General features: G+C 59.1%; 31 protein-coding genes. 13 read left to right on the top strand and 18 right to left on the bottom strand.

The window, feature by feature from the left end; all coding sequences use genetic code 11:
* The first annotated feature begins 66 nt into the window (after positions 1-66).
* Positions 67-501 carry a YhcB family protein gene (locus ABQX22_RS16270; protein WP_349800888.1) on the top strand — a complete coding sequence of 145 codons (435 nt, stop codon included), beginning with the start codon at positions 67-69 and terminating at the stop codon, positions 499-501.
* A gap of 219 nt (positions 502-720) precedes the next feature.
* Here the strand turns inward: ABQX22_RS16270 and cysN are convergent, their stop codons facing one another.
* The 3 genes from cysN to ABQX22_RS16255 form a co-directional block, all read right to left on the bottom strand.
* Positions 721-2,619, bottom strand: coding sequence for a sulfate adenylyltransferase subunit CysN (gene cysN / locus ABQX22_RS16265; protein WP_349800887.1), 1,899 nt, complete (start codon positions 2,617-2,619; stop codon positions 721-723).
* A gap of 9 nt (positions 2,620-2,628) precedes the next feature.
* Positions 2,629-3,546, bottom strand: a complete 918-nt coding sequence (gene cysD, locus ABQX22_RS16260) for a sulfate adenylyltransferase subunit CysD (RefSeq protein ID WP_349800886.1) — start codon at positions 3,544-3,546, stop codon at positions 2,629-2,631.
* 141 nt (positions 3,547-3,687) lie between these two features.
* Positions 3,688-4,446, bottom strand: coding sequence for a Nif3-like dinuclear metal center hexameric protein (locus ABQX22_RS16255; RefSeq protein WP_349800885.1), 759 nt, complete (start codon positions 4,444-4,446; stop codon positions 3,688-3,690).
* Between the two features lie 112 nt (positions 4,447-4,558).
* On the opposite strand from ABQX22_RS16255, the gene algW reads away from it, so the two are divergent.
* The gene (gene algW, locus ABQX22_RS16250; RefSeq protein ID WP_349800884.1) at positions 4,559-5,722 is read left to right on the top strand and encodes a Do family serine endopeptidase AlgW; all 1,164 of its coding nucleotides are present in this window, start codon (positions 4,559-4,561) and stop codon (positions 5,720-5,722) included.
* 106 nt (positions 5,723-5,828) lie between these two features.
* Here algW and hisC read toward each other — a convergent pair whose 3' ends face one another.
* The 10 genes from hisC to ABQX22_RS16200 form a co-directional block, all read right to left on the bottom strand.
* The gene (hisC, locus tag ABQX22_RS16245; protein WP_349800883.1) at positions 5,829-6,881 is read right to left on the bottom strand and encodes a histidinol-phosphate transaminase; all 1,053 of its coding nucleotides are present in this window, start codon (positions 6,879-6,881) and stop codon (positions 5,829-5,831) included.
* Between the two features lie 2 nt (positions 6,882-6,883).
* Positions 6,884-8,212, bottom strand: a complete 1,329-nt coding sequence (gene hisD, locus ABQX22_RS16240; RefSeq protein WP_349800882.1) for a histidinol dehydrogenase — start codon at positions 8,210-8,212, stop codon at positions 6,884-6,886.
* A gap of 137 nt (positions 8,213-8,349) precedes the next feature.
* A complete protein-coding gene (hisG, locus tag ABQX22_RS16235; protein ID WP_349800881.1) occupies positions 8,350-8,985 on the bottom strand; it encodes an ATP phosphoribosyltransferase in 636 nt (211 codons plus the stop codon).
* Positions 8,986-9,173: 188 nt separating this feature from the next.
* The gene (murA, locus tag ABQX22_RS16230) at positions 9,174-10,439 is read right to left on the bottom strand and encodes a UDP-N-acetylglucosamine 1-carboxyvinyltransferase (protein ID WP_349800880.1); all 1,266 of its coding nucleotides are present in this window, start codon (positions 10,437-10,439) and stop codon (positions 9,174-9,176) included.
* A 22-nt stretch (positions 10,440-10,461) separates the two neighbouring features.
* Positions 10,462-10,701, bottom strand: a complete 240-nt coding sequence (locus tag ABQX22_RS16225; RefSeq protein WP_349800879.1) for a BolA family protein — start codon at positions 10,699-10,701, stop codon at positions 10,462-10,464.
* A gap of 114 nt (positions 10,702-10,815) precedes the next feature.
* Positions 10,816-11,121, bottom strand: coding sequence for an STAS domain-containing protein (locus tag ABQX22_RS16220; RefSeq protein ID WP_349800878.1), 306 nt, complete (start codon positions 11,119-11,121; stop codon positions 10,816-10,818).
* Positions 11,118-11,768 carry an MlaC/ttg2D family ABC transporter substrate-binding protein gene (locus ABQX22_RS16215; RefSeq protein WP_349800877.1) on the bottom strand — a complete coding sequence of 217 codons (651 nt, stop codon included), beginning with the start codon at positions 11,766-11,768 and terminating at the stop codon, positions 11,118-11,120. Before ABQX22_RS16215 ends, ABQX22_RS16220 begins: the two co-directional genes overlap by 4 nt.
* A 12-nt stretch (positions 11,769-11,780) precedes the next feature.
* Positions 11,781-12,248 (bottom strand): outer membrane lipid asymmetry maintenance protein MlaD, encoded by a 468-nt coding sequence (mlaD, locus tag ABQX22_RS16210; RefSeq protein WP_349800876.1) that lies wholly within the window; start codon positions 12,246-12,248, stop codon positions 11,781-11,783.
* Complete coding sequence (mlaE, locus tag ABQX22_RS16205) at positions 12,248-13,027, bottom strand: lipid asymmetry maintenance ABC transporter permease subunit MlaE (RefSeq protein ID WP_349800875.1); 780 nt, start codon at positions 13,025-13,027, stop codon at positions 12,248-12,250. The genes mlaD and mlaE overlap by 1 nt, the downstream gene beginning before the upstream one ends.
* 17 nt (positions 13,028-13,044) lie before the next feature.
* Complete coding sequence (locus tag ABQX22_RS16200) at positions 13,045-13,854, bottom strand: ATP-binding cassette domain-containing protein (protein WP_349800874.1); 810 nt, start codon at positions 13,852-13,854, stop codon at positions 13,045-13,047.
* 312 nt (positions 13,855-14,166) lie between these two features.
* Between ABQX22_RS16200 and ABQX22_RS16195 the strand changes: the two genes are divergently transcribed.
* The 10 genes from ABQX22_RS16195 to ABQX22_RS16150 all read left to right on the top strand — a co-directional run bounded on the left by ABQX22_RS16195 (position 14,167) and on the right by ABQX22_RS16150 (position 21,210).
* Positions 14,167-15,141: a KpsF/GutQ family sugar-phosphate isomerase gene (locus tag ABQX22_RS16195; protein ID WP_349800873.1), complete on the top strand. Its 975-nt coding sequence runs from the start codon at positions 14,167-14,169 to the stop codon at positions 15,139-15,141.
* Positions 15,142-15,675 (top strand): KdsC family phosphatase, encoded by a 534-nt coding sequence (locus ABQX22_RS16190; protein ID WP_349800872.1) that lies wholly within the window; start codon positions 15,142-15,144, stop codon positions 15,673-15,675.
* A gap of 9 nt (positions 15,676-15,684) precedes the next feature.
* The gene (gene lptC, locus ABQX22_RS16185; protein WP_349800871.1) at positions 15,685-16,257 is read left to right on the top strand and encodes an LPS export ABC transporter periplasmic protein LptC; all 573 of its coding nucleotides are present in this window, start codon (positions 15,685-15,687) and stop codon (positions 16,255-16,257) included.
* Positions 16,244-16,786 carry a lipopolysaccharide transport periplasmic protein LptA gene (gene lptA, locus ABQX22_RS16180; protein WP_349800870.1) on the top strand — a complete coding sequence of 181 codons (543 nt, stop codon included), beginning with the start codon at positions 16,244-16,246 and terminating at the stop codon, positions 16,784-16,786. The genes lptC and lptA overlap by 14 nt, the downstream gene beginning before the upstream one ends.
* Positions 16,786-17,511, top strand: a complete 726-nt coding sequence (gene lptB / locus ABQX22_RS16175) for an LPS export ABC transporter ATP-binding protein (protein WP_349800869.1) — start codon at positions 16,786-16,788, stop codon at positions 17,509-17,511. Before lptA ends, lptB begins: the two co-directional genes overlap by 1 nt.
* A gap of 191 nt (positions 17,512-17,702) precedes the next feature.
* Positions 17,703-19,196, top strand: a complete 1,494-nt coding sequence (locus ABQX22_RS16170) for an RNA polymerase factor sigma-54 (protein WP_349800868.1) — start codon at positions 17,703-17,705, stop codon at positions 19,194-19,196.
* A gap of 79 nt (positions 19,197-19,275) precedes the next feature.
* Positions 19,276-19,584: a ribosome hibernation-promoting factor, HPF/YfiA family gene (hpf, locus tag ABQX22_RS16165; RefSeq protein WP_349800867.1), complete on the top strand. Its 309-nt coding sequence runs from the start codon at positions 19,276-19,278 to the stop codon at positions 19,582-19,584.
* 12 nt (positions 19,585-19,596) lie between these two features.
* Positions 19,597-20,061, top strand: coding sequence for a PTS IIA-like nitrogen regulatory protein PtsN (ptsN, locus tag ABQX22_RS16160; protein WP_349800866.1), 465 nt, complete (start codon positions 19,597-19,599; stop codon positions 20,059-20,061).
* A 2-nt stretch (positions 20,062-20,063) separates the two neighbouring features.
* Positions 20,064-20,921 carry an RNase adapter RapZ gene (gene rapZ / locus ABQX22_RS16155; RefSeq protein ID WP_349800865.1) on the top strand — a complete coding sequence of 286 codons (858 nt, stop codon included), beginning with the start codon at positions 20,064-20,066 and terminating at the stop codon, positions 20,919-20,921.
* Between the two features lie 16 nt (positions 20,922-20,937).
* Positions 20,938-21,210, top strand: a complete 273-nt coding sequence (locus ABQX22_RS16150) for an HPr family phosphocarrier protein (protein WP_349800864.1) — start codon at positions 20,938-20,940, stop codon at positions 21,208-21,210.
* 104 nt (positions 21,211-21,314) lie between these two features.
* Here ABQX22_RS16150 and ABQX22_RS16145 read toward each other — a convergent pair whose 3' ends face one another.
* Positions 21,315-21,653, bottom strand: coding sequence for a zinc ribbon domain-containing protein YjdM (locus ABQX22_RS16145; RefSeq protein ID WP_349800863.1), 339 nt, complete (start codon positions 21,651-21,653; stop codon positions 21,315-21,317).
* 155 nt (positions 21,654-21,808) lie between these two features.
* On the opposite strand from ABQX22_RS16145, the gene ABQX22_RS16140 reads away from it, so the two are divergent.
* The gene (locus tag ABQX22_RS16140; protein ID WP_349800862.1) at positions 21,809-22,249 is read left to right on the top strand and encodes a DUF1810 domain-containing protein; all 441 of its coding nucleotides are present in this window, start codon (positions 21,809-21,811) and stop codon (positions 22,247-22,249) included.
* Between the two features lie 149 nt (positions 22,250-22,398).
* Here ABQX22_RS16140 and ABQX22_RS16135 read toward each other — a convergent pair whose 3' ends face one another.
* The 4 genes from ABQX22_RS16135 to pmbA form a co-directional block, all read right to left on the bottom strand.
* A complete protein-coding gene (locus tag ABQX22_RS16135) occupies positions 22,399-23,289 on the bottom strand; it encodes a ZIP family metal transporter (protein ID WP_349800861.1) in 891 nt (296 codons plus the stop codon).
* 31 nt (positions 23,290-23,320) lie between these two features.
* Positions 23,321-23,932, bottom strand: a complete 612-nt coding sequence (locus ABQX22_RS16130) for a superoxide dismutase (protein ID WP_349800860.1) — start codon at positions 23,930-23,932, stop codon at positions 23,321-23,323.
* A gap of 1 nt (position 23,933) precedes the next feature.
* Positions 23,934-24,395, bottom strand: coding sequence for a hypothetical protein (locus ABQX22_RS16125; RefSeq protein WP_349800859.1), 462 nt, complete (start codon positions 24,393-24,395; stop codon positions 23,934-23,936).
* 322 nt (positions 24,396-24,717) lie between these two features.
* A complete protein-coding gene (pmbA, locus tag ABQX22_RS16120; RefSeq protein ID WP_349800858.1) occupies positions 24,718-26,064 on the bottom strand; it encodes a metalloprotease PmbA in 1,347 nt (448 codons plus the stop codon).
* Between the last annotated feature and the right edge of the window lie 97 nt (positions 26,065-26,161).

The raw sequence follows: 26,161 nt of genomic DNA, 5'->3' as shown, positions 1-26,161 counted from the left end.
TCGCAGGTATACAGCGCAGGTTCGAGCCGTTAACGTAAAGCAAAGCCGTTTATAGAGGAAGGACTCGTGGAACACTCGCTCTTAGTTTGGTTGTTGCCGACCATTGCCCTGGTCGTCGGGGTCGTCATCGGTTTCCTCGTCGCGCGTCTGGTGCCCAATGCCGCGCCTAGCAGCACTCAGCGCCAGCTGGATGATGTTCAGGAGCGCTTCGACACCTATCAGAACGAAGTGGTGACCCACTTCAACAGCACGGCCAATCTGGTCCAGAAGTTGTCCCAGAGCTACGTGGATGTGCAGGAACACCTGGCCGAAGGCGCCAACCGCCTGGCCACCGACGAAATCACCCGCCAGCGTCTGCTGGCCGCGCTGCACCCTGAGGCGACCCAGGCCCCACGCGATCGTTTGACGCCGCCGCGCACGGCCGAGCCGCCCAAGGACTACGCCCCCAAAACGCCGAACTCGCCGGGGATGCTGGATGAGCATTACGGGTTGAAGAAGTAAGCCACCCGCCTCAAAAAGGCCCGCCGCTGACGACCTCAGCGGCGGGCTTTTTTGTGCGGCAGGACTTGTAGGAGCGCGCTTGCCCGCGATTGCAGTGTGTCAGTCAACGTCGACGTGTTTGGTCTGACGCCATCGCGGGAAAGCGCGCTCCTACACATGAAGACGCCGTCCACAAAAAACCCGCCAGTCACGGCGGGTTTTTCGTACAGCCAGCAGCGCTTAGATCGCGCCGCGGGTCCGCAACAGGTCCAGCACGTGCTTGACGCTTTCCTCGACGTTCAGCGACTGGGTGTCGATGACGAGGTCGGCGTCGAGCGGTACGTCGTACGGGAAGGACTCACCCGGGATGTTGTCCTTGTCGGCAGCGTACAGGCCCTGTGGGTCGCGTTCGCGGCAAACCTGCGGTGAGGCCTGGACGTAGACGGTGATCAGGCGATCATTGCCGATCAGGCTCTTGGCGTTTTCGCGCCCTGCTGCATCCGGGGCCACGAAGGCAGCCAGGGTCAGCAGACCCGCCTCGTTGAACTGACGCGAGACATGCGCGGCACGGCGCCAGTTTTCGGTACGACCGGCGCGATCCTGTGGCAGACCTTTGTTGAGATCATGACGCAGGTTCTGACCATCGAGCACGAACACCGCGCGGCCCATGTCGAACAGCTTGCGCTCGACGGCGTAGGCCAAGGTGCTTTTACCCGCGCCGGACAGACCGGTGAACAAAACGGTCGCAGGCTGTTGCCCGAAGCGCTGGGCGCGCTCCTCGACCGACACATGCGCTCGTTCGCCATGATGGCTGGAACCACCTGCACTGACCGGTTTGGCGATGATCATGCCGGCGCCGACGGTGCCGTTGGTCAAGCGGTCAATGACGATGAACGAACCGGTGGTGCGGTTGCTGTCATAACCGTCCAGCGCGATGGCACTGTCCAGGCTGATCTTGACACGACCGATCTCGTTGAGCTGCAACGCGCTGGCAGCGCCCTCCTCCAGCGTGTTGACGTCAACACGGTGGGTGATGCTGGCAATCGAGCCCGGTACATAACTGGTGGCGCGTTTGATGTCGTATTTCTTGCCCGGCAACATTGGCTCTTCGGCCATCCATACCAGCATGGCGTCGAACGCGTCAGTCACCTGCGCAACGTTGTCCGCATGCACCAGCAAGTCACCACGGGAGATGTCGATTTCGTCTTCCATGGTCAGCGTCACCGCCTGACCAGGACCCGCATGCTCCAGCTCGCCTTCGAAGGTGACGATGGATTTCACGCGGCTGCTTTTGCCCGACGGCAGCACCACCACTTCATCGCCCTTGTGCACGATGCCGCTGGCCAGCGTACCGGCGAAGCCGCGGAAGTTCAGGTTCGGGCGGTTGACGTACTGCACCGGGAAACGCAGGTCGGTGTAGTTGCGGTCGTTGGCAATCTCGACGGTCTCGAGGATTTCCATCAGCGACTGCCCGGTGTACCAGGGCGAACGCTCGCTCTTGTTCACGACGTTGTCGCCCTTGAGCGCCGACATCGGCACAAAGGCCATGGTGGTCGGCTTGAACGCGATGCCGTCGGCGAACTTCCGGTAATCGGCCTTTATCGACTCGAACACGCTTTCGTCGAAGCCGTTGAGGTCCATCTTGTTGATGGCGACCACGATGTGCTTGATGCCCAGCAGCGACGCGATGTAGCTGTGGCGACGGGTCTGGGTCTGCACGCCATAACGGGCATCCACCAGAATGATCGCCAGGTCGCACGTCGATGCGCCGGTGGCCATGTTGCGGGTGTACTGCTCATGGCCCGGGGTATCGGCGATGATGAATTTGCGCTTGGCGGTGGAGAAGTAGCGGTAAGCGACATCGATGGTGATGCCCTGCTCCCGCTCGGCCTGCAAGCCGTCAACCAGCAGCGCCAGGTCGACTTCATCGCCGGTGGTGCCGGACTTCTTCGAGTCACGGGTGATGGCTTCCAGATGGTCTTCGTAGATCATCTTGGAGTCGTGCAGCAGACGCCCGATCAGCGTGCTCTTGCCGTCATCGACGTTGCCACAGGTGAGAAAGCGCAGCATTTCCTTGCGTTCGTGCTGGCCCAGATACGCGAGGATGTCCTCGCTGATCAAATCAGATACGTGCGACATGACAACCCCTTAGAAATAACCCTGACGTTTCTTTTCTTCCATGGAGCCGGCGCCATCGTGGTCGATGACCCGGCCCTGGCGCTCGGAAGTTCGCGTCAGGAGCATTTCCTGAATGATGTCGGTAAGGCTGATGGCCTCGGACTCGACGGCGCCCGTCAACGGATAGTCGCCCAGCGTGCGGAAGCGGACCTTCTTCTTGACGATGCGCTTCTTGTCTTCATCGCTCAGATGATTACGCAGGCGATCGTCGTCGATCATGATCCAGGTGCCGTTCATTTCGATGACTTCGCGCTCGGCGGCGAAATACAGCGGCACAATCGGGATGCCTTCCAGATAGATGTACTGCCAGATATCCAGCTCGGTCCAGTTGGAGAGCGGGAACACACGGATCGACTCGCCTTTGTTGACGTTGCCGTTGTACACGTTCCACAGCTCTGGACGCTGATTCTTCGGGTCCCAGCGGTGCTTGGTGTCGCGGAAGGAGTAGACGCGCTCTTTGGCGCGGGACTTCTCTTCGTCCCGGCGCGCGCCACCGAAGGCGGCGTCAAAACCGTGTTTGTCGAGGGCTTGCTTGAGGCCTTCGGTCTTCATGATGTCGGTGTGCTTGGCACTGCCGTGGGTCAGCGGGTTGATACCCTGCGCAACGCCATCCGGGTTGACGTGAACGATAAGGTCCAGGCCCATTTCCTCGACCATCTTGTCGCGGAATTTATACATCTCCTGGAATTTCCAGCGCGTATCGACGTGCATGACCGGGAACGGCAGCTTGCCCGGGAAGAAGGCCTTGCGTGCCAGGTGCAACATCACGGCGGAGTCTTTACCGACGGAGTAGAGCATCACCGGGTTATCGAACTCGGCGGCTACCTCGCGGATGATGTGGATGCTTTCCGCCTCCAGCTGCTTCAGATGCGTCAGTTTGTCGACCATGGTTACTCACGGGGGATAACGTACTTTATGGAAGGCCAACGGGCCGTATTCGAGCCGGGCACTTTAGCACAGCACCTAATTCTATTGAGACACCGGACTAGATCGAAACGATCTAACGATATAGCTCCCGGGCAGGTGCCGTCAGATGGGATTGGGGCAGTCGATAAACAGATGCTCGAGAGCAAAGCGGCGCGCCAGGTACTCGCCGAGCGCCTGGACCCCGTAACGCTCGGTGGCATGATGGCCGGCGGCGATAAAGCTGATGTCGTTCTCCCGGGCGCTGTGAAAGGTCTGCTCGGACGCCTCGCCGCTCAGGTACAAATCGACGCCCGCCAGCACCGCCTGATCGATGTAACCCTGGCCGCCGCCGGTGCACCAACCGACCCGACGGATCATCGCGCTGCCCTCGATCAACAGCGGCTCACGACCCAGCGCGCTCTGCACGCGATGGGCGAAATCACGGGGGGTGACCGGCTCGGCCAACGACCCCACAAGACCGACGATCTTCAGGTTGTCAGGGTCCAGAGGCCCTTCAACGGTGATGTCCAGCTGCCGTGCCAACTGCACGTTGTTGCCCACGTCCGGATGCAGGTCCAGCGGCAGGTGATACGCCAGCAAACTGATGTCGTGCTTGAGCAAAGTCTTGAGGCGCCGCTGCTTCATCCCGGTGACACAGGGGTTTTCGCCCTTCCAGAAGTAGCCGTGGTGCACGAGGATCAGGTCGGCGTTTGTTTCAACGGCGGCATCCAGCAATGCCTGACTGGCCGTGACGCCGCTCACGATGCGCGTGACCTGCGGACGGCCCTCGACCTGCAATCCGTTCGGGCAATAATCCTGGATACGAGAAGCGCTCAAATAGCGGTCCGCCTCCTCCACCAGCGTGCTCAGTGCGACAGCCATAAAAGACTCCTAAATATGCAGTTCAGACCGTCTCGGTCCTCGTATAATGCCCGCCATTATGGCGCAGGTGAGACACAGTGCTTGCGCGCTACCACCATCAGGATTCCGCTCAATGTTCAAAGCGCTGCGTTTTCTCGGCTGGCCACTGCTCGCTGGCGTGCTGATCGCTTTACTGATTATCCAGCGTTACCCGCAATGGGTCGGACTGCCGACACAGGACGTCAACCTGCAACAAGCGCCCCAGACCTTCACCGTGCAGCAAGGCCCGGTGTCGTATGCCGATGCCGTCAGCAGCGCCGCGCCTGCCGTGGCCAACCTCTACACGACCAAAATGGTCAACAACAAGCCCAACCACCCGCTCTTTGAAGACCCGCAATTCCGGCGGTTCTTCGGCGACAACCTGCCCAAGCAGAAACGCATGGAATCGAGCCTCGGTTCGGCGGTGATCATGAGCCCGGAAGGTTACTTGCTGACCAACAACCACGTGACCTCCGGCGCCGACCAGATTGTGGTGGCGCTCAAGGACGGACGCGAAACCATCGCGCGGGTCATCGGCAGCGACCCGGAGACCGACCTTGCGGTATTGAAGATTGACCTGAAAAACCTGCCCGCGATCACCCTTGGCCGCTCCGACACCATTCGCATCGGCGACGTGGCGCTGGCCATCGGTAACCCGTTTGGCGTCGGCCAGACCGTCACCATGGGCATCATCAGCGCCACCGGACGTAACCAGCTGGGTTTGAACACCTACGAAGACTTCATTCAGACCGACGCCGCCATCAACCCCGGCAACTCGGGCGGCGCGTTGGTGGATGCAAACGGCAACCTGACCGGGATCAACACCGCGATCTTCTCCAAGTCCGGCGGCTCGCAGGGCATCGGTTTTGCGATCCCGACCAAATTGGCGCTTGAGGTGATGAAGTCGATCATCGAACACGGTCAGGTGATACGCGGCTGGCTGGGGATCGAAGTTCAACCGTTGACCCAGGAGTTGGCCGAGTCATTTGGCCTCAAAGACCGGCCGGGAATTGTGGTTGCGGGGATTTTCCGTGACGGTCCGGCGCAGAAGGCCGGCCTTCAACTGGGTGACGTGATATTGAGCATCAACGGCGAACCGGCAGGCGATGGCCGCAAGTCGATGAATCAGGTGGCACGCACCAAGCCGACCGAGAAGATTTCGATCCAGGTGATGCGCAACGGCAAGGAGCGCAAGCTCACAGCCGAAGTAGGCCTGCGTCCACCGCAAGCTCCGGCGGCGACTGCGGCGGAGGATTGATTCAGCGATAGCGTAAATCTGTAGGAGCCAACTTGTTGGCGAAAAAGGCGGCGGTGAGCCAATTAAACCGCCTCGCGAATAAATTCGCTCCTACAGAGTTCAGCCCCTACAACTCGCCCAGCGCATCCACCAACGCCTGATTCTGTTCAGGCGTGCCGATGCTGATCCGCAGGAACTGCGCGATCCGCTCCTGTTTGAAGTGACGCACAATCACGCCCTGCTCCCGCACCTTGGCCGCCAGCTGCGCGGCATCGTGCTGCGGGTGACGCGCGAAGATGAAGTTGGCGGCCGACGGCAACACCTCAAATCCCTTGTCGCACAACTGCTGAACCAGCGCATCACGGCTGGCAATCACCGCTTTGCAGGTCTGCTCGAAATACGCCTTGTCATCGAACGCAGCGGCAGCGCCGACAATGGCGATGCGGTCAATCGGGTAGGAGTTGAAGCTGTTCTTCACCCGCTCTAACGCTTCGATCAAGTCCGGATGACCGACTGCCAGGCCGACCCGCAACCCCGCCAGCGAACGCGACTTGGACAGGGTTTGTGTCACCAAGAGGTTCGGATAACGCTCCACCAGCGAAATGGCCGTCTGACCGCCGAAGTCGATATAGGCCTCGTCGACGATCACCACCGAATCCGGGTTGGCCTTGAGGATCTGCTCGACCGCGCTCAGCGCCGTGAGACAACCCGTGGGCGCGTTCGGATTGGGAAAAATGATGCCACCGTTGGGGCGCGCATAGTCCTCGGCACGAATCTGGAAATGCTCATCCAGCGGCACGGCTTCGTAGTCGATGCCATACAGGCCACAGTAAACCGGATAAAAGCTGTAGCTGATGTCCGGGAACAGCAGTGGCTTGTCGTGCTTGAAAAAAGCGTTGTACGCGTGGGCCAGCACTTCGTCGGAACCGTTGCCCAGGAATACCTGGTTGCCTTCGACCCCGTAGTAACGCGCCACCGCTTGCTTGAGCAGGTCGCTGTTCGGGTCAGGGTAAAGGCGCAGGTTATCGTTGACCTCGGCGCGCATCGCCTCGATAGCCTTGGGCGACGGGCCGTAGGGATTCTCGTTGGTGTTGAGTTTTACCAGCTTGGTCAGCTTGGGTTGTTCGCCCGGCACATAAGGCACCAGGTCACGGACAAACGGACTCCAGAATTTGCTCATGCTTATTGGCCTTCTTGTGGGTTGCTGGCAATCCGATACTCGGCGCTGCGTGCGTGAGCGGTCAACGACTCGCCACGGGCCAGCACGGAAGCGGTTTTGCCCAGCTCCGACGCGCCCTGCTCGGAGCAATAGATGATCGAGGAACGCTTCTGGAAATCGTAAACGCCCAGGGGCGAGGAAAACCGCGCAGTGCCGGACGTCGGCAGCACGTGGTTGGGGCCAGCACAATAATCGCCCAGCGCCTCTGACGTGTGACGGCCCATAAAGATAGCGCCCGCGTGGCGAACATGCGGCAGCCAGGCTTCAGGGTCAGCGACCGACAACTCAAGGTGTTCTGGGGCGATGCGATTGATGACCTCCAGCGCTTGTTGCATGTCGGCCACTTTGATCAATGCGCCGCGCCCTGTGATGGAGGTCTTGATGATCTCGGCGCGCTCCATGGTCGGCATCAGTCTGGCGATGCTGTCCGCGACTTTGTCGAGAAAATCGCCATCGGTGCTGATCAGAATCGCTTGCGCGTCTTCGTCGTGCTCGGCCTGGGAGAACAGGTCCATGGCGATCCAGTCCGGATCCGTCTGGCCGTCGCACACCACCAAAATTTCCGAAGGCCCGGCGATCATGTCGATACCGACTTGACCGAACACATGCCGCTTGGCCGTGGCGACATAAATGTTGCCTGGGCCGACGACCTTATCGACCTGCGGCACGCTTTCGGTGCCGTACGCCAGCGCAGCAACGGCCTGCGCGCCCCCGATGGTGAACACCCGGTCAACGCCGGCGATGCAGGCAGCCGCCAGCACCAGTTCATTGAGCTCGCCGCGTGGCGTCGGCACCATCATCACCACTTCGCCCACGCCTGCGACCTTCGCCGGGATGGCGTTCATCAGCACGGAGGATGGGTAGGATGCCTTGCCGCCGGGTACGTACAACCCTGCGCGGTCCAGCGGCGTGACTTTCTGGCCCAGCACCGTGCCATCGGCTTCGGTGTAGCTCCAGGAGTCCTGTTTCTGTTTTTCGTGATAGATGCGCACGCGGTCGGCGGCTTTTTCCAGCGCTTGGCGCTGGGCCGGGGTGATGCGTGTGAGCGCCAGTTCCAGACGTTCACGGGGCAGAATCAGCTCTGCCATCGATGCTACTTGCAGGCCGTCAAAGCGCTGCGTGTACTCCACCAGCGCTGCATCGCCGCGCTCACGCACGTTTTTGATGATGTCCAGGACCCGCTGATTCACCGAGTCGTCTGACACACTTTCCCAGCTCAGCAGATGATCCAGATGTCGTGCGAAATCCGGGTCAGCAGCGTTGAGTCGGCGAATGTCGGTGGAAGTGGTCATGGCGGGGCCTCAATGATTGGCGAATACTCGGGTGCCGTTTCTGGACGAATCCATAAACTACCAAGCTATCCGCGCGGGCACCTGAGATTTTGGCTATGACACGGATAGTTGGGCGCGGCCTGGGGCCACGCTATCGGTCAGCCGCGGTGTCGCGACTCCACTGCTTCACGCAGGGTGTCGATCAACGCCTGAATGCGGGCGTGCTGCATTTTCATGGAGGCCTTGTTGACGACCAGACGAGAGCTGATATGGGCGATCAACTCTTGAGGTTCAAGGCCGTTGGCACGCAGCGTGTTGCCGGTGTCGACGACATCGATGATCTTGTCGGCCAGCCCTACCAGCGGTGCCAGCTCCATCGAGCCGTACAGCTTGATGATGTCGACCTGACGACCTTGTTCGGCGTAGTAGCGCTTGGCGACGTTGACGAACTTGGTGGCCACACGCAGACGCCCCTTGGGTTCGGTAGCCCCCACAGCGCCTGCGGTCATCAGTTTGCATTGTGCGATCTGCAGGTCGAGAGGCTCGTACAGGCCCTGACCGCCGTATTCCATCAGAACATCCTTGCCCGCGACGCCCAGGTCAGCCGCACCGTGCTCGACGTAAGTCGGCACATCGGTGGCGCGAACAATCAGCAGGCGCACATCGGCCTGAGTCGTCGGGATGATCAGCTTGCGGCTCTTGTCCGGATTTTCGGTCGGCACAATGCCCGCAGCAGCGAGGAGCGGCAACGTGTCGTCAAGGATACGGCCCTTGGACAATGCGATGGTCAACATGGGAAACGTGAGTCCTTATCAGGAAACTTGCGTCGGATCGCAATCGGCGCCCGACAACCTCCGAGCCGGCGATGGCCCGAAGTGTAACGAATCAGAAAGTGATACTCGGCTTCGGCATCAGGCTCCGGCGTCTGCGGTGATCAAGATCACGCACCAGATGCCGGAGCCGGACAGCCCGCGCGGATCGACTAGCCCGGAACGCGACGGATCTTCGCGCCCAGCATCTGCAGCTTCTCTTCGATGCACTCATAACCACGGTCTATGTGGTAGATGCGGTCGATCAGAGTGTCGCCTTCAGCGATCAGCGCCGAGATGACCAGGCTGGCAGAAGCCCGCAGGTCGGTTGCCATCACTGGCGCGCCCTTGAGTTTCGTGCAGCCCGTGACGATGGCGGTGTTGCCCTCGACCTGAATCTGCGCGCCCATTCGGTGCATTTCATACACGTGCATGAAGCGGTTTTCGAAGATCGTTTCGATGACCGCGCCAGTGCCTTCGGCAATCGCGTTGAGCGAAATGAACTGCGCCTGCATGTCGGTCGGGAAAGCCGGGTACGGCGCGGTGCGCACGTTGACGGCCTTCGGACGCTTGCCGTGCATGTTCAGCTCGATCCAGTCCTTGCCGGTGGTGATTTCTGCGCCTGACTCACGCAGTTTTTCCAGCACGGCTTCAAGGATGGTCGGATCGGTGTCCTTGAGCTTGACGCGACCGCCCGTGGCAGCAGCAGCCACCAGGTAGGTGCCGGTCTCGATCCGGTCAGGCATGACTTTATAAGTCGCCGAACCCAGACGTTTCACACCGTCGATGGTGATGGTGTCGGTGCCTGCGCCAGACACTTTCGCGCCCATGGCATTCAGGAAATTCGCCAGGTCGACCACTTCAGGCTCACGGGCGGCGTTTTGCAGCACGCTGCGACCGTTGGCCAATGCAGCGGCCATCATGATGTTTTCGGTACCGGTCACGCTGACGGTATCGAAGAAGAAGTGCGCACCGCGCAAACCGCCTTCCGGCGCCTTGGCCTTGATGTAGCCGCCTTCAACGTCGATCACTGCACCCATGGCTTCAAGACCGCGGATGTGAAGATCCACCGGACGCGAACCAATGGCGCAACCGCCAGGCAATGCCACTTCGGCCTCGCCAAAGCGAGCGACCATCGGGCCGAGCACCAGGATTGACGCACGCATGGTTTTCACCAGCTCGTACGGGGCAATCAGGGTCTTGATGGTGCGTGGATCGATTTCAACACTGAGCTTTTCGTCAATGATCGGCTCGATGCCCATGCGGCCAAACAGCTCGATCATCGTGGTGATGTCGTGCAGGTGTGGCAGGTTCTGCACGGTGACCGGCCCATCGGCCAGCAATGTAGCGGCAAGAATCGGCAGGGCAGAGTTCTTTGCCCCGGAAATACGGATTTCGCCATCAAGACGAACGCCGCCAGTAATAATCAGTTTGTCCATTAGAATCTCGACGCCAATTGGTTCAGGTGCGCTCGGCCCATGCAGCGCGGCTGAAGAATTTCATGGTGACCGCGTGGATGCTGCCATCGGCGATCCAGGGGTTCAAATGCGCATAGATCTGCTGTTGGCGCTTGACTGGACTCAGTGTAGCCATCTCATCGCTGATCACGTTCAGCTGAAAGTTGCAGCCTTCGCCTTCAACTTCGACCTGAATCTGCGGCAACTTACCTTCAAGGAAGCTTTTCACTTCTACGGCCTGCATGCTTAACCTCAATCGGCGCCCTACGCGCGGGGGTCGGCCATCATACAAAAAAGCCCTCTCGTTGCGAACCCTACTTTGTAGGAGACGGACGAGGGGCTTGATCGATAACGGGTATCAATGATGCTGGAGCAGTTCGGTCAGTTCCGAGACCTTGGCGATTTCCTGCATGTCTTCCGGCAGGGCACGCACGCTCACTGTCTTGCCTGCTGCCGCACCGTCACGCATGAAACCCAACAGCAGGGCCAGGCCCACGCTGCTGGATTTCTCTACGCCTGCGCAGTCGATCACCAGGGCAGGCGCATCGCTGGCCTTGATGAGATCCGCGCCCTGCTTGCGCAAGGCGGGACCTGTCCGGTAGTCAATCACGCCAACGAGCCTGATTTCACCCGGACCACCGAGCAGAACGCTTGCCTGGCTCATTTAGTGGTCTGTTCGGACTGGGACGCTTCTTTGGCTTTGGCCACTTCGCCGGCCCAACCATTGATGGTCTTGTCCAGATCGTTGCCGTTGCGCTGCATGGCGTCTGCGAACTGATCACGGAACAGCTTGCCGATGTTGATGCCATTGATGATGACGTTGCGCACTTTCCACTCGTCATTGAGCTTCACGAGGGTGTAGGAAACGGGATAAACCGCGCCGCCGGTGCCCTTGACCTGCATGTCAACGGAAGTGCGGTCAGCCGCTTCTTCCTTGGCAGGAGAGACGGTGATGCCCTGGTTGTTGTATTCCAGCAGGGCGTTGCCATAGAACTGAATCAGGCTGCGCTTGAAGTTTTCCTGGAAGCGCTTCATTTGGTCAGGCGACGCATTACGGGAGTACTTCACCGTCATGATGCTTTTCGAGATGCCGTCCGCGTCGATGACCGGACCTACAATGCCGTTGAGCGCATCGTAGAACGCGCTTGGGTTGGTTTTGTATTCTTCTTTATGGGCGGCCAGATCGCTCAGCAAGCGCTTGGTCGTGTCGTCCACCAGATCATGGGCAGACTGGGTCGATACGGCAGCACTGGCCAGCATCGGCAGGGCCGCCAGCAAAACCAACAGCCCACGGCGCAGAATTGAAATCATGAAAAAAACTCCTTATTTGGCGTCTTTGCTGACGGTATTCATCAGAAATTTACCGATCAGGTCTTCGAGAACCAGCGCTGACTGCGTGTCGTGAATGGTGCTGCCGTCTTTAAGCAACTTGTCGTCACCACCCACGCTAATGCCGATGTACTTCTCGCCCAGCAGGCCTGCCGTAAGAATCGAGGCAGTGGAGTCGATGGGCAGGTTATTCACGCCCTTTTCGACTTCCATCGTCACACGGCCAGTGAAGGTATCGCGATCCAGATCGATGGCTGTGACCTTGCCGATGGTTACACCGGCCATGGTCACCTTCGCTCTGACAGTCAAACCGGCCGAATTGTCGAAGTAGGCGTAAAGTTTATAGTTGTCGTTGGTCGCGCTGGCTGTAAGACCGCTGACGCGCAGGGCCAGCAACAGCAAAGCCAGTATCCCGGCCAGCAGGAACAGGCCTACACCGGTTTCGAGGGTGCGGTTTTGCATCAGAAGTCTCCAAACATCAAGGCGGTCAAAATAAAGTCCAGGCCCAACACGGCCAATGAGGCATACACCACGGTTTTAGTCGTGGCCCGACTGATCCCTTCTGAAGTGGGCTCGCAGTCATAGCCTTGGAACACGGCAATCCAGGTGACCACGAAAGCAAAAACCACGCTTTTGATGACACCGTTGAGCACATCGTCAGTAAAGGAAACGCTGTTCTGCATGTTCGCCCAGAAGGAGCCTTCGTAGACGCCCAACCAGTCGACTGCGACCCAGGAGCCGCCCCAGATACCAACGACGCTGAAAATCATGGCCAGCAACGGCAGCGAAATGAAGCCTGCCCACAGACGCGGCGCGACGATGTATTTCAGGGGATCGACGCCGATCATTTCAAGACTGGACAGCTGCTCGGTGGATTTCATGTTGCCGATTTCAGCCGTCAGCGCAGAGCCGGCACGACCTGCAAACAGCAAGGCTGTCACCACTGGGCCCAGCTCTCGCAACAGCGTCAATGCGACCATCTGCCCGACGGCCTGCTCCGACCCGTACTTGGCCAGAATGCTGAAACCCTGCAGGGACAGCACCATGCCGATGAAGACGCCGGACACAACAATGATCGCCAGCGACATCACGCCAACCGAGTAAAGCTGACGGATCAATAACTGAAAGCCGCCGCCTATCCCGCCTCGCCCCAGCAAGGCATGGACCAGAAAAATCCCCGAACGTCCAAGCACTGCAACAATATCGATCGCCGCTCGCCCCATCAGGCGGATGCGATCCATTAACGACTTTCTGCGCATCAGCGCTTCCCCAAAAGATCTTCGCGATAATCCGCTGCCGGATAATGAAACGGGACAGGTCCGTCAGGATCGCCGGTCATGAATTGACGTATCCGCGGATTGTCCGACTCCATCAACTCCGCTGGCGTTCCCTGCCCGAGCACTTGCCCGTCACCGACCACATACAGGTAGTCAGCGATGCTGGCGGTCTCGGCAAGGTCGTGTGAGACCACGACACTGGTGATCCCGAGGGCATCGTTGAGCAACCGGATCAGGCGAACGAGCACCCCCATCGCGATCGGATCCTGGCCGACGAAAGGTTCGTCGTACATGAGGATCTGCGGATCCAGGGCAATCGCACGGGCCAGCGCGACACGACGTTTCATGCCGCCGGACAGCTCGTCGGGCATGAGTTCGACCGCGCCACGCAAGCCAACGGCCTGCAATTTAAGCAGGACGATGTCGCGGATCATGTCTTCGGGCAGCTCTGTATGAACGCGCAGAGGAAAGGCGACGTTTTCGAACACATCGAGATCAGTGAACAGCGCGCCGCTCTGAAACAGGACGCCCATCTGCTTTCGCGCATCGAAAAGATCGCTGCGGGAAAGATTTGGCAGGTTCTGACCATTGACCCAGACTTCGCCACTGCTCGGGCGGAGTTGCGCACCCATCAGCCGCAGGAGTGTCGTCTTGCCACTGCCTGACGGCCCCATGATGCCGGTGACTTTGCCCCGGGGAATGTGGATATCCACATTGTTGAAGATGCTTCGCGCACCGCGTTTGAAGGACACACCCTTCAATTCGACCGCGTAGGCGTTATCGGCACTCATCTAAACTCCTTGCGATACAGCCTGTCTCTCAGATGCCGCGTCCTTGACGAACGACACACTGTCTGGAGGGCCGAACAAGCGGCGAACTATACCACCGCTCCAACGTGTCGCCCAAGCGCGATACCTGCAACATTTTGAATGAAGACGAATATTGCAATTGCGCAGGAAGATTCCTGCATGGATCAACACCCTGTCTGGCACAAAGCCTGACAGAGCACTGCCTCTATAAACAAAGAGCGACAATGATGGGTGAGGGTTTTCAACATTGCCGTTATAATCGCCGCCTTTTCACCAGACCTACCTCTTTACGACATGAGCCAGTCCAGCGACCTGATTCAATCTGCCCAGCGCACGATCCGCCTTGAAGTAGAAGCCGTGGAAGGCCTGCTTGCGCATATAAATGCGGACTTCGTCAGCGCGTGCGAGATGATTCTGGCGAGCAAGGGCCGCGTAGTCGTAGTCGGCATGGGCAAATCCGGCCATATCGCCAGAAAGATCGCTGCCACGCTTGCGAGCACGGGCACACCTTCATTTTTCGTCCATCCCGCCGAAGCCAGTCACGGCGACATGGGCATGATCACCTCCACCGATATCATCCTCGCGCTGTCGAATTCCGGCACAACCGCCGAAATCGTAACGCTGCTGCCGCTGATCAAACGCCAGGGCATCAAGATGATCAGCATGACGGGCAATGCCGAATCGACCCTGGCAAAGGCCGCCGAGTTCAACCTGAACACGCACGTGGTACACGAGGCCTGCCCTTTGAATCTGGCGCCGACCTCCTCGACCACTGCTGCGCTGGCCATGGGCGATGCGCTGGCCATCGCTCTGCTCGATGCCCGCGGCTTTACCGCCGAAGACTTTGCATTCTCGCATCCGGGTGGCGCACTGGGCCGACGCCTGTTACTCAAAGTTGAGCACGTGATGCACAGCGGCGAGCATCTCCCGCAAGTGGCCCGCGGCACCTTGCTGCGCGATTCGCTGATGGAGATGACCCGCAAGGGGCTGGGCATGACTGCTATTGTCGAAGCCGATGGCCGCCTCGCCGGGATCTTCACCGACGGCGATTTGCGTCGCACGCTGGATCGCCCCATTGATATCCGGCTGGCCAGCATCGACGAGGTCATGACCGAACATGGCAAGACCGTCCGCCCTGATATGTTGGCGGCCGAGGCACTGAAAATCATGGAAGACAACAAGATCGGGGCCTTGATCGTGGTTGACGAAGACGACCGTCCCGTCGGCGCGTTCAACCTGGGTGACCTTCTGCGCGCTGGAGTGATGTAAATGAGCCACGACACAAAAGATTTGATGCAACGCGGCAAGCACATCAAGCTGGCGGTGTTCGATGTCGATGGCGTGCTGACCGATGGCCGCCTGTATTTCCTTGAAGATGGCAGCGAATTCAAGACTTTTAATACGCTGGACGGCCAAGGCATCAAAATGCTTATTGCGTCTGGCGTCACGACTGCCATTATCAGCGGCCGCAAGACGCCGGTCGTTGAGCGCAGGGCCAGGAACCTGGGAATCGCTCACCTGTACCAGGGTCGCGAAGACAAGCTGGTTGTGCTTGACGAGCTGTTGTCCCAGTTGGGCCTGAACTACGAGCAGGTGGCGTACCTGGGCGATGACCTGCCGGACCTGCCGGTGATTCGCCGGGTGGGATTGGGCATGGCGGTTGCCAGCGCGGCCGGCTTTGTCCGCCAGCATGCACACGGGGTTACTCAGGCACGCGGCGGCGAAGGCGCGGCCCGTGAGTTTTGTGAGCTGATTCTGAGCGCTCAGGGCAATCTCGAAGCGGCTCATGCCGCCTACTTATAGAAGTCCACTATGTTCAGTAAAAAAATTCGTACGTTTCTGATATTCGGCGTGCTGGCGGTGCTGCTTGCTGCTGCCGGCTACTGGAACATCAGTCCGGAAAGCTTCATGGATCAGCCCAAATCCGCGGTGGATGAGAGCGCCATCGACTTCTACGCCATCAATGCCCACAGCGTTCAGTTTCTCCCGGACGGTGGCATGCAATACGAAATGACGGCCGACAAGGTCGAACACCTCAAGGCATCCGACGTGACATTGCTCACAACGCCGAACCTTGAGCTGTATCGCGGCTCGACCTTCCCATGGCATGTCGAAAGCAAGACTGCCGAGGTGTCGCCGGGGGGTGATCACGTCGAGCTCATCGACGCCGTGCGTATCAACCGCACCGATGAAAAGAGCCGCACCACTATCATTACCAGCAGCCGCATGACCGTATTCCCTCAGAAGCAATATGCGGAGACCCAGCAAGCCGTTAGAATCGACGGCCTGGGCGGGGTGACCACAGCCACCGGCATGAAAGCATATTTGAAAGACAGCAGGATGAACCTGCTCTCCAATGTAAGAGGACAGTATGACGCTCGTTAAAACCCTTCCTTTATTGCTCGGCCTGGGCGCAGCACTGGGAAGCGCGAGCGCCTGGTCTTTGCCGACAGACCGCGATCAGCCCATCCACATTCAGTCGGACGACGCGCAACTCGATGACAAACAGGGCGTTGCCACCTACAAAGGCAATGTGATCATCACCCAGGGCTCGATGAAGATCACGGGCAATACCGTGACCATCACCCGTAACGCTCAGGGCGAAGTCGACGTGTTCACGTCCGTCGGCAACCTGGCGTACTACGAGCAGAAGCCTTCCGTGGACAAGCCGATCGTTCAGGCTTACGGCGTGACCATTCAGTACTTTGCGGCCCAGGATCGCATCGTGCTGATCGACAAGGCGAAGGTCATCAACGACGGCAACACGTCCGAAGGCGAGAAAATCGTCTATGACACCGTGAAGCAGGTGGTCAACGCCGGCCGCGCCAACGGCACGAAGATCACGACGCCGCGGCCACGGATCGATATGGTTATCCAGCCGAAAAAGAAAACCGACCAGCAGAAGGCCCAGTAATGGCAACGCTGAAAGCTCAGCATCTGGCTAAAAGCTACAAGGGTCGTCAGGTCGTCCGCGATGTGAGCCTGTCCATCGAAAGCGGTCAGATCGTCGGTTTGCTGGGGCCTAACGGCGCTGGCAAAACCACCTGTTTCTACATGATCGTCGGCCTGGTTCAGGCCGAACAGGGTCGTGTGCTGATCGACGACCAGGATGTCAGCCACCAGCCGATGCATGGCCGGGCCCGCGCGGGCATCGGCTATCTTCCTCAGGAAGCGTCGATTTTCCGCAAGCTGTCCGTTGCCGATAACATCATGGCGATTCTGGAAACACGCAAGGAACTGGATCGCCCGGCACGCCGCAAAGAACTGGAGAGTTTGCTGCAGGAATTCCACATCACGCACATCCGCGACAACCTGGGCATGAGCCTGTCAGGTGGCGAGCGCCGCCGCGTCGAGATCGCACGGGCCTTGGCGACCTCCCCCAAGTTCATCCTGCTCGATGAGCCGTTTGCCGGGGTCGACCCGATCTCCGTTGGCGACATCAAGCAAATCATTTATCACCTCAAGGCCAAGGGCATCGGTGTCTTGATCACCGATCACAACGTCCGCGAAACGCTGGATATCTGTGAAACAGCGTACATCGTCAATGATGGTCAACTGATCGCTGAAGGCGACTCGGACACCATTCTGGCGAACCAGTTGGTGAAAGAGGTATACCTCGGCCACGAGTTCCGCCTGTAAGCGTTGCGATGACGGCCGTCTGACGGGGGAGCGGGAGTACCGCGCCATCCTCCGATCAACTTAATTGTCATCGCACCCTAGGCAAACACCCTGGTTTCAGGCATATAATTTGCTTAAGTTGGCGCCTCAGCGCCCTGTAGTGGATGGCGCGCGTATGCGCCGGCGAACGAATAAGGTGTTTAGCCCCTGCCATGAAACCTTCGCTAGTCTTGAGAATGGGCCAGCAGCTGACGATGACGCCGCAGCTGCAACAGGCCATCCGCTTACTCCAACTGTCGACTCTGGATCTCCAACAGGAAATTCAGGAGGCACTGGAGTCCAACCCTATGCTCGAGCGCCAGGAAGAAGGCGACGATTTCGATAATGCAGACCCTATGGCTGACAATATCGAGCAAAAACCCAATCCTGATGTGCAGGAACCGACCTACCAGGAATCCGCCCCCACCGTCGACAACCTCGAAGACGGCGAATGGAGCGAGCGCATTCCCAACGAGCTGCCCGTCGATACCGCGTGGGAAGACGTTTACCAGACCAGCGCCAGCAGCCTGCCCAGCAATGATGACGACGAGTGGGATTTCACCACGCGCACCTCGGTGGGCGAGAGCCTGCAGAGCCACTTGCTGTGGCAGCTCAATCTGGCGCCGATGTCGGACACCGACCGCCTGATCGCAGTGACGTTGATCGACTGCATCAACAATCAGGGTTACCTGGACGAATCCCTCGACGAACTGCTCGACGCCTTCGATCCAGAGCTGGATATCGAACTGGATGAAATCGAAGCCGTCCTGCGCCGCATCCAGCAATTCGAACCCGCCGGTATCGGCGCCCGCAACCTGAGCGAGTGCCTGCTGCTGCAATTGCGCCAATTACCGGCGAAGACCAAGTGGCTGGCCGAAGCGCAGCGTCTGGTCAGCGACTACATCGACCTGCTGGGCAGTCGTGATTACGCTCAGTTGATGCGCCGGATGAAGATCAAGGAAGACGATCTTCGTCAGGTCATCGAGCTGGTGCAAAGCCTGAATCCGCGTCCGGGCTCGCAGATCGAATCCACGGAAGCTGAATACGTGGTGCCCGACGTGATCGTGCGCAAGCACAACGAACGTTGGCTGGTCGAGCTCAATCAGGAATCGGTGCCCCGCCTGCGCGTCAATCCGCAGTACGCGGGATTCGTGCGCCGGGCCGATACCAGCGCAGACAACACCTTCATGCGCAATCAGCTGCAGGAGGCGCGCTGGTTCATCAAGAGCCTGCAGAGCCGCAACGAGACACTGATGAAGGTGGCCACGCAGATTGTCGAACATCAGCGCGGTTTCCTCGAGTATGGCGACGAGGCGATGAAGCCGCTGGTGCTGCATGACATCGCCGAAGCGGTGGGCATGCACGAATCGACGATTTCGAGGGTCACGACCCAGAAGTTCATGCACACGCCGCGCGGCATTTACGAACTGAAATACTTCTTCTCCAGCCACGTCAGCACTTCTGAAGGCGGTGAATGTTCGTCCACGGCCATTCGCGCAATCATCAAAAAACTGGTTGCCGCCGAAAATCAGAAAAAGCCATTGAGTGACAGTAAGATCGCTGGTTTACTGGAGGCACAAGGCATTCAGGTGGCCCGACGCACAGTCGCGAAGTACCGCGAATCTCTAGGGATAGCGCCTTCCAGTGAACGCAAGCGATTGATGTAGAGGGGTCACACGCCACAGCGTTCCAGCGGCAGGCAACACAGCCTGCCTCTTAATGCACTGGCAACGAAGGAGAAGCTGTATGCAAGTCAACATCAGTGGACACCAACTTGAAGTGACCAAGCCCCTGCGTGAATACATCGAGCTGAAACTCAAGAAGCTCGAAGGGCATTTTGACAAGATTACCAATGTGCAGGTGACGATGGCCGTCGAGAAACTCAAACAGAAGATCGAGGCCACACTGCATATCCCTGGTGGAGAGGTGGTTGCCAATGCGGAGCATGACGATATGTACGCGGCGATTGACCTACTCACTGACAAGCTCGACAGACAATTGCTCAAGCATAAGGAAAAGCAGCAAAGCATCCTCAAAGGTGCGGCCGCTCGCTGACACTCCCTACTCATGATCCGACTTGAAAATATCCTGACCCCTGGCCGTTCCCGCGTGAACGTGCCAGGTGGCAGTAAAAAAGCTGTACTCGAAGAGATTGCCAAAGTGATTGGGCAGCAGGTGCCCGAGCTTGACCAACAAACCGTCTTCGAGAGCCTGATAGCCCGTGAAAAAATGGGCTCCACTGGTTTCGGCAATGGCATTGCCATCCCGCATTGTCGCCTCAAGGGCTGTTCAAGCCCGATCAGCGCACTCCTCCACCTCAGTCACCCGGTCGATTTCGACGCCATTGACGGCGCGCCGGTGGACTTGCTCTTTCTCCTGCTGGTCCCTGAAGCAGCGACCGATGAGCACCTGGAGCTTCTACGCCAGATTGCCAGCATGCTTGACCGCAAAGAAGTGCGCGAACGGCTTCGCACAGCGCCAAGCGGCGAAGCACTCTATCAAGTGGTACTCGACGAGCAGACCGGGCACTAATCATGCGCATGATCATCGTCAGCGGCCGCTCTGGCTCAGGCAAGAGTACGGCTCTGGATGTGCTGGAAGACAGCGGCTTCTACTGCGTCGACAACCTCCCTGCCGGTCTGCTTCCCGAGCTGGCGGATCGTGCACTGATCCACAGTGAACTGGCTGAACCGCTGCTGGCGGTGTCCATCGATGCCCGCAACCTCCCCAGCCATCTGACCCGTTTCCCAAAATTGCTTGAAGAGGTACGGGGGCGTCATATCCAGTGCGATGTGCTGTTTCTGGATGCTGACGAGCCGACCTTGCTCAAGCGTTTCTCCGAGACCCGTCGTCGCCATCCGCTCAGCAACGCTACCCGCTCGCTGGCCGAAGCCATTCGTGACGAGAAAGCCTTGCTCGGGCCGATCATCGACCTGGCCGACTTGACCATCGACACCACCAGCCTGAACCTCTATCAGCTGCGTGATGCCCTCAAGCTGCGCCTGTTGAACAAACCCGAACCGGGCACCGCCTTCCTCGTTGAATCTTTCGGTTTCAAACGGGGCATGCCCGTGGACGCTGACCTGGTGTTCGACGTGCGGTGCCTGCCCAATCCCTACTGGAAACCCGAGTTGCGTGAGCAATCCGGGCTCGATAAGCCGGTGGCCGATTACCTGGCAGCGCAGCCGGACGTCGAAGAAATGTTCCAGGACATCTTTGCCTACCTCAACAAATGGTTGCCACGCTTTGCGGCCAGCAACCGCGCTTACGTCACTATCGCCATTGGCTGCACCGGCGGGCATCACCGCTCTGTCTACTTGACCGAGCGACTGGGCCAGGTCCTGCAACAATCGCTCAAGAATGTCCAGGTTCGCCACCGCGACCTAAGCTGAAAGGATCCCCTCTGCGATGCCCGCTCTCCACATCACCATCATCAACAAGCTAGGCTTGCACGCCCGCGCTGCCGCCAAATTTGTCGGCGTCGCAGGCAAGTACACCTGCCAGATCCGCGTCGGTCGGAGTCCTGAGAGCATGGTGGATGGCAAAAGCATCATGGCCGTGATGATGCTGGCGGCAGGGAAAGGCACTGAGCTGCAACTGAGCACCGAAGGTGAAGACGAACAACCGGCGCTGGATGCGTTGGTTGAGTTGATCAACAACAAGTTCGACGAGGGCGAGTGACGTCGCTTGTCGCCGCGCCCTTCTGATCAGTTGTTCGATCCCATGAAAAAGCCCCGACTCGCAAGAGCCGGGGCTTTTTCGTACAGGCGACAGAGCAATGACTATCAGCCCTTCTTCACAAACTCTGACTTGAGCTTCATGGCGCCGATGCCGTCAATCTTGCAGTCGATGTCGTGATCGCCGTCGACCAGACGGATGTTCTTCACTTTGGTGCCGACTTTGACCACCAGGGATGAACCCTTGACCTTGAGGTCTTTGATCACGGTGACGGTATCGCCGTCCTGCAGGGTATTGCCGACCGAATCCTTGATGACTTTGACATCGTCAGCCGCTTCGACGGCGCTGTCAGTCGTCCACTCGTGGGCGCATTCCGGGCAAACCAACTGGGTGCCGTCTTCGTAGGTGTACTCGCAATTGCATTTTGGGCACGGTGGTAAGGTCACGACGATTCTCGCATCAGCAGATAATAGGCGCAGGATTATAAGGGTTTTTAACCGGCCACGGGGCTCGTGTTCAAAAGCTTGAGAGAAACGTGCACGCGGGCAGTCACACCAGATAAGCGTCCGCAGTGGGCGTCACTGACAGCGTGGTGAAGAAGATGAACGACACTTATGACCTGCAGCGATTTGTCGAGGCACAACAGGGCGTGTTTGAGGACGCGCTGGCGCAACTGCGCAATGGCCGTAAAACAACGCACTGGATGTGGTTTGTCTTCCCGCAGCACAAAGGACTGGGCCACAGTGACATGGCGCAGCGTTATGCGATCTCGGGTCGTGACGAAGCCCTGGCCTATCTGTATCACCCGCAGCTGGGTCCACGGCTTGAAACCTGCAGCCGCGCATTGATCGAATGGCGTGAACGTTCGGCAAGGGAGATCATGGGCTCGCCCGATGACCTGAAATTGCGATCCTGCATGACGCTGTTTGCCAGCGTCGCGCCGGACAACAACACGTTTCAGGACGTGCTTGAGGCGTTTTTTGCGGGGGAACCCGATCCGAAGACAATGGCGATTGGGACTAAAGGCTTAGCGACACTGTAAGTCTGTGGGAGGGAGCTTGCTCGCGATAGGGCCAGTACATCCGCCGCATCGAGTCGGCGCCCAGTGTCATCGCGAGCAAGCTCCCTCCCACAGCTCGATTTCACCTAAGGATATGTTTCTGGCGGCAAAGGATTAAGCGCGCTTGATACTTAACCCAACGCAGTGTCCATCACCATCATCACGCAGAACCCAGAGACTAGCCCCAGGCTGGCGATTCGGTGGTGACCATTGCGCCGCGATTCAGGGATGATTTCGTGAGTCACCACCAGCAGCATCGCACCAGCGGCCAAGGCCAGGCCGATGGGCAGCAACAGTTCGGCGATCGCCACCAGCCAGGCGCAGAGCACGGCAAACACCGGTTCTACCAGGCCTGAAGCGGCGCCAATCAGAAACGCCTTGAAGCGCGACATCCCGGCGCCCGCCAGTACCAGCGCAATCACCAAACCTTCCGGGACATCCTGAATCGCGATGCCCATGGCCAGACTGTCAGCGTGCGCCAGACCACCGCCCGCCGACACACCCACCGCCATGCCCTCCGGGATGTTGTGCGCGATGATCGCGATCACGAACAGCCAGATATTCGACGGGATGGCCGGGTGTTCCAGCGACGGCGGAAGGTTTGAATCCTGCCGCGAGACAAGGCTGTCCACCACAAACAGTCCGACGGCGCCCAGCATGATGCCGAAGCTGATCAGCCCACCGGCGCCCCAGGGCGTGAACCCCAAGCCTTCGGCAGCGCTGAGGCCCGGCACGATCAGCGAGAACGCTGTGGCGGCGAGCATGATGCCGGCACCAAAGCCCAGCAATCCGTCGGACACCGCGATCGGCATGCCACGAATCACCAGCACCGGCACGGCGCCCAGCGCGGTCCCCAATGCGCAGATCGCGCCGCCCTCCAGGGCCCTCAGCATCCGCGGTTCAAGGCTCAGCCACGAGAAACCCTGAGCGATCAGTAGCCCCATACCGGCGAGGACCAGCATCAAGCCCAACGCCAGACGAAGCAATCGCCCACTGCTGATCGTGAGTAATTCCGAACGCATAAACCGCCTTACTGCCTGTTGTTATCGAAAGTTAAGCCAGTGCCGCCTGATATTTGCGGGCAACTTCGGCCCAATTGACGACGTTATAGAACGCATTGATGTATTCAGGCCGACGGTTCTGATAGCGCAGGTAGTACGCGTGCTCCCAGACATCCAGCCCCAGGATTGGCGTGTTGCCGCTCATCAGTGGACTGTCCTGATTGCCGCTGCTTTCCACGATCAGTTTCTTGTCCGGGGTCACGCTCAACCACGCCCAACCGCTGCCGAAGCGGGTCAGTGCAGCTTTGGTGAACGCCTCTTTGAACGCCTCGAAACCGCCAAGTTGATCATCGATTGCCTTGGCCAGCGCGTCGGAAGGCAGGCCACCGCCATCAGGGCTCATTACTTCCCAGAATAGCGAGTGGTTGGCATGTCCGCCGCCCTGATTGATCACCGCCGGGCGGAGTTTTTCTGGCAACTGCTGCACGCCGGCGACCAGTTTCTCAATCGGCCACTGCGCGTATTCAGTGCCTTCAACGGCTGCGTTGAGGTTGTTGATGTACGTCTGGTGGTGCTTGCTGTAGTGAATTTCCATGGTTTGCGCATCGATGTGCGGTTCCAGGGCATCGTAGGCGTACGGCAAAGCAGGCAACGTAAATGGCATTTCAATGAACTCCGAATGAAAGGCTGCCTGCAACGGTGGAATTCTGAACGAGCGAAGAACGCGAATGTTCACCACTGCTGCTGAGCAGACGTTGGGTACGGGGGTATTCGCCGTGTTCGTTGATGAAGCCCAACAACTCGGCGTAAGTCTTATGACTGTGATTGAACGCTGCTTGACGCAAAGCAGGTGACAAACGGGGGGTTTGAATGGCAAGCAGCAGCCGCTGGTGGGCAGAACAGAGATACTCGGCGCTTTCTTCTGGCTGCTTGAGGGCCAGGTGCAGATCGGCCAGGTTGTGGTGTGAAATCACGAACGCCGCCACCGCTTCGTCGGCCACACTCCAGCGCTCAAACAGCACTTGGGCCAACGCCAGGGCTTGCAGATAAAGCTCTCGGGCCTCGATCAGCTCTCCGGCATTGAAGCAACTGTTGGCCTTAACGATGGTACGTTTCCAGTGCTCCATGGCATGCCTCCCGAGGCGTTGGTAGCGGCTATCACACGCCGCCAGCGATGACGATTCTGCAATTAATGATATTCATTATTAAATGAGTTTAAGAATCAAAACAAGGCTCCCCTTCAATGTGAGGACTGATATCTGGAAACGCATATCCCTTGTAGGAGCTGACGAGCCGCCGAAGGCTGCGATCGCGATTACCCTGATACACCGCACTTCGCAGCCTTCGGCGGCTCGTCAGCTCCTACAGGGTTAGATCTTTGCCTATAAAAAAGGCCTGCACACCGAATCGGTGGCAGGCCTTCCTGACTGCGATGAGCGCTGACTGAATTCAGCTGCCCGCTACGGTCATCTTCTCGATCAGCACCGAGCCGGTGCGGATGTTGCTGCGCATCTCGAGATCGCTACCAACGGCGACGATCTGCTTGAACATGTCCTTCATGTTTCCGGCAATGGTCACTTCCTGGACGGCGAACTGAATCTCGCCATTCTCGACCCAGTAGCCAGCCGCCCCGCGAGAATAGTCGCCTGTCACCATGTTCAGGCCGCTGCCCATCAGCTCGGTCACCAGCAAGCCGCGTCCCATGCGACGGATCAACGCCGCCTGGTCTTCCGTGCCGTGGGACACGAACAGGTTGTGCACGCCGCCTGCATTCGCGGTGCTCGGCAGGCTGAGCTTGCGCCCTGAATAGGTGCTGAGGATGTAGGACACCAGGTCGCCATTCTCGACGAACGGCTTGGCGTAGGTGGCCAGGCCATCGCCATCGAACGCTGAACTGCCCATGGCACCGACCAGGTGAGGACGCTCGTCGATGGTCATCCATTCGGGAAACAACCGCTGCCCCATGGCGCCTTCAAGGAAAGACGACTTGCGGTACAGGTTGCCGCCGGAAATCGCTCCCAGGAAACTGCCGAACAGACCGCCCGCCAGTTCGGCGGAAAACAGCACCGGCACTTCGCAGGTTGGCACCGGCCGCGCGCCCAGGCGGCTCGCGGCGCGTTGCGCGGCTTTCTCACCGATCAGTTTGGCGTCCATCAACAGCTCGCCACGACGATTGACGTCATACCAGTAATCGCGCTGCATCTGGCCGTCGCCCTCGGCGATCATCACGCAGCTCAGGCTGTGACGGGTCGACGCATAGCCACCGATGAAGCCGTGGCTGTTGCCGTAGACGCGGCAGCCCTGATGAACGCTGAGGGTCGTGCCGTCGGCATTCTTGATGCGCGGGTCGGCGTCAAACGCAGCGGCCTCGCAGATCAGCGCGCGTTCGATGGCCTGCTCCGGGGTGATGTCCCACGGGTGAAACAGATCGAAATCCCGCAAATCCCTGGCCATCAAAGCGGCGTCAGCCAGACCCGAGGCTTCGTCTTCGGAGGTGTGTTTGGCAATCGCCAGCGCTGCGGCCACGGTTTCGCGAATGGCGTCGGGCCCGCTGGCCGAGGTGCTGGCAGAGCCTTTGCGCTGCCCCACGTACAGGGTGATGCCAAAGCCCTGATCGCGGTTGAATTCCACGGTTTCCACTTCGCGCTGCCGGACCGAGGTCGACAGGCCCTGCTCCAGCGATACGGCCACTTCGCAGGCACTGGCGCCCTGACGCCTGGCCTCGGCGACGATCTGTTCGACCTGCTCCTGCAACGCAGGCAGGGCCTGCGGGCCGACGCTTTCTGATGCACTCATGACTTTCTCCATCAAATTCTGATTTCGGACTGACCGAAGACCGACGGGGCCGGACAACAGACCCCTGACTGGTTATCATGGCGGCGTTTATTTGCGG

Origin of the sequence: Xanthomonas sp. WHRI 1810A, assembly GCF_040202885.1 — a bacterium.
Taxonomy (GTDB): domain Bacteria; phylum Pseudomonadota; class Gammaproteobacteria; order Pseudomonadales; family Pseudomonadaceae; genus Aquipseudomonas.
Note: the sequence above shows the minus strand (reverse complement) of the source record. Positions and strands in the feature narration are given on the sequence as shown.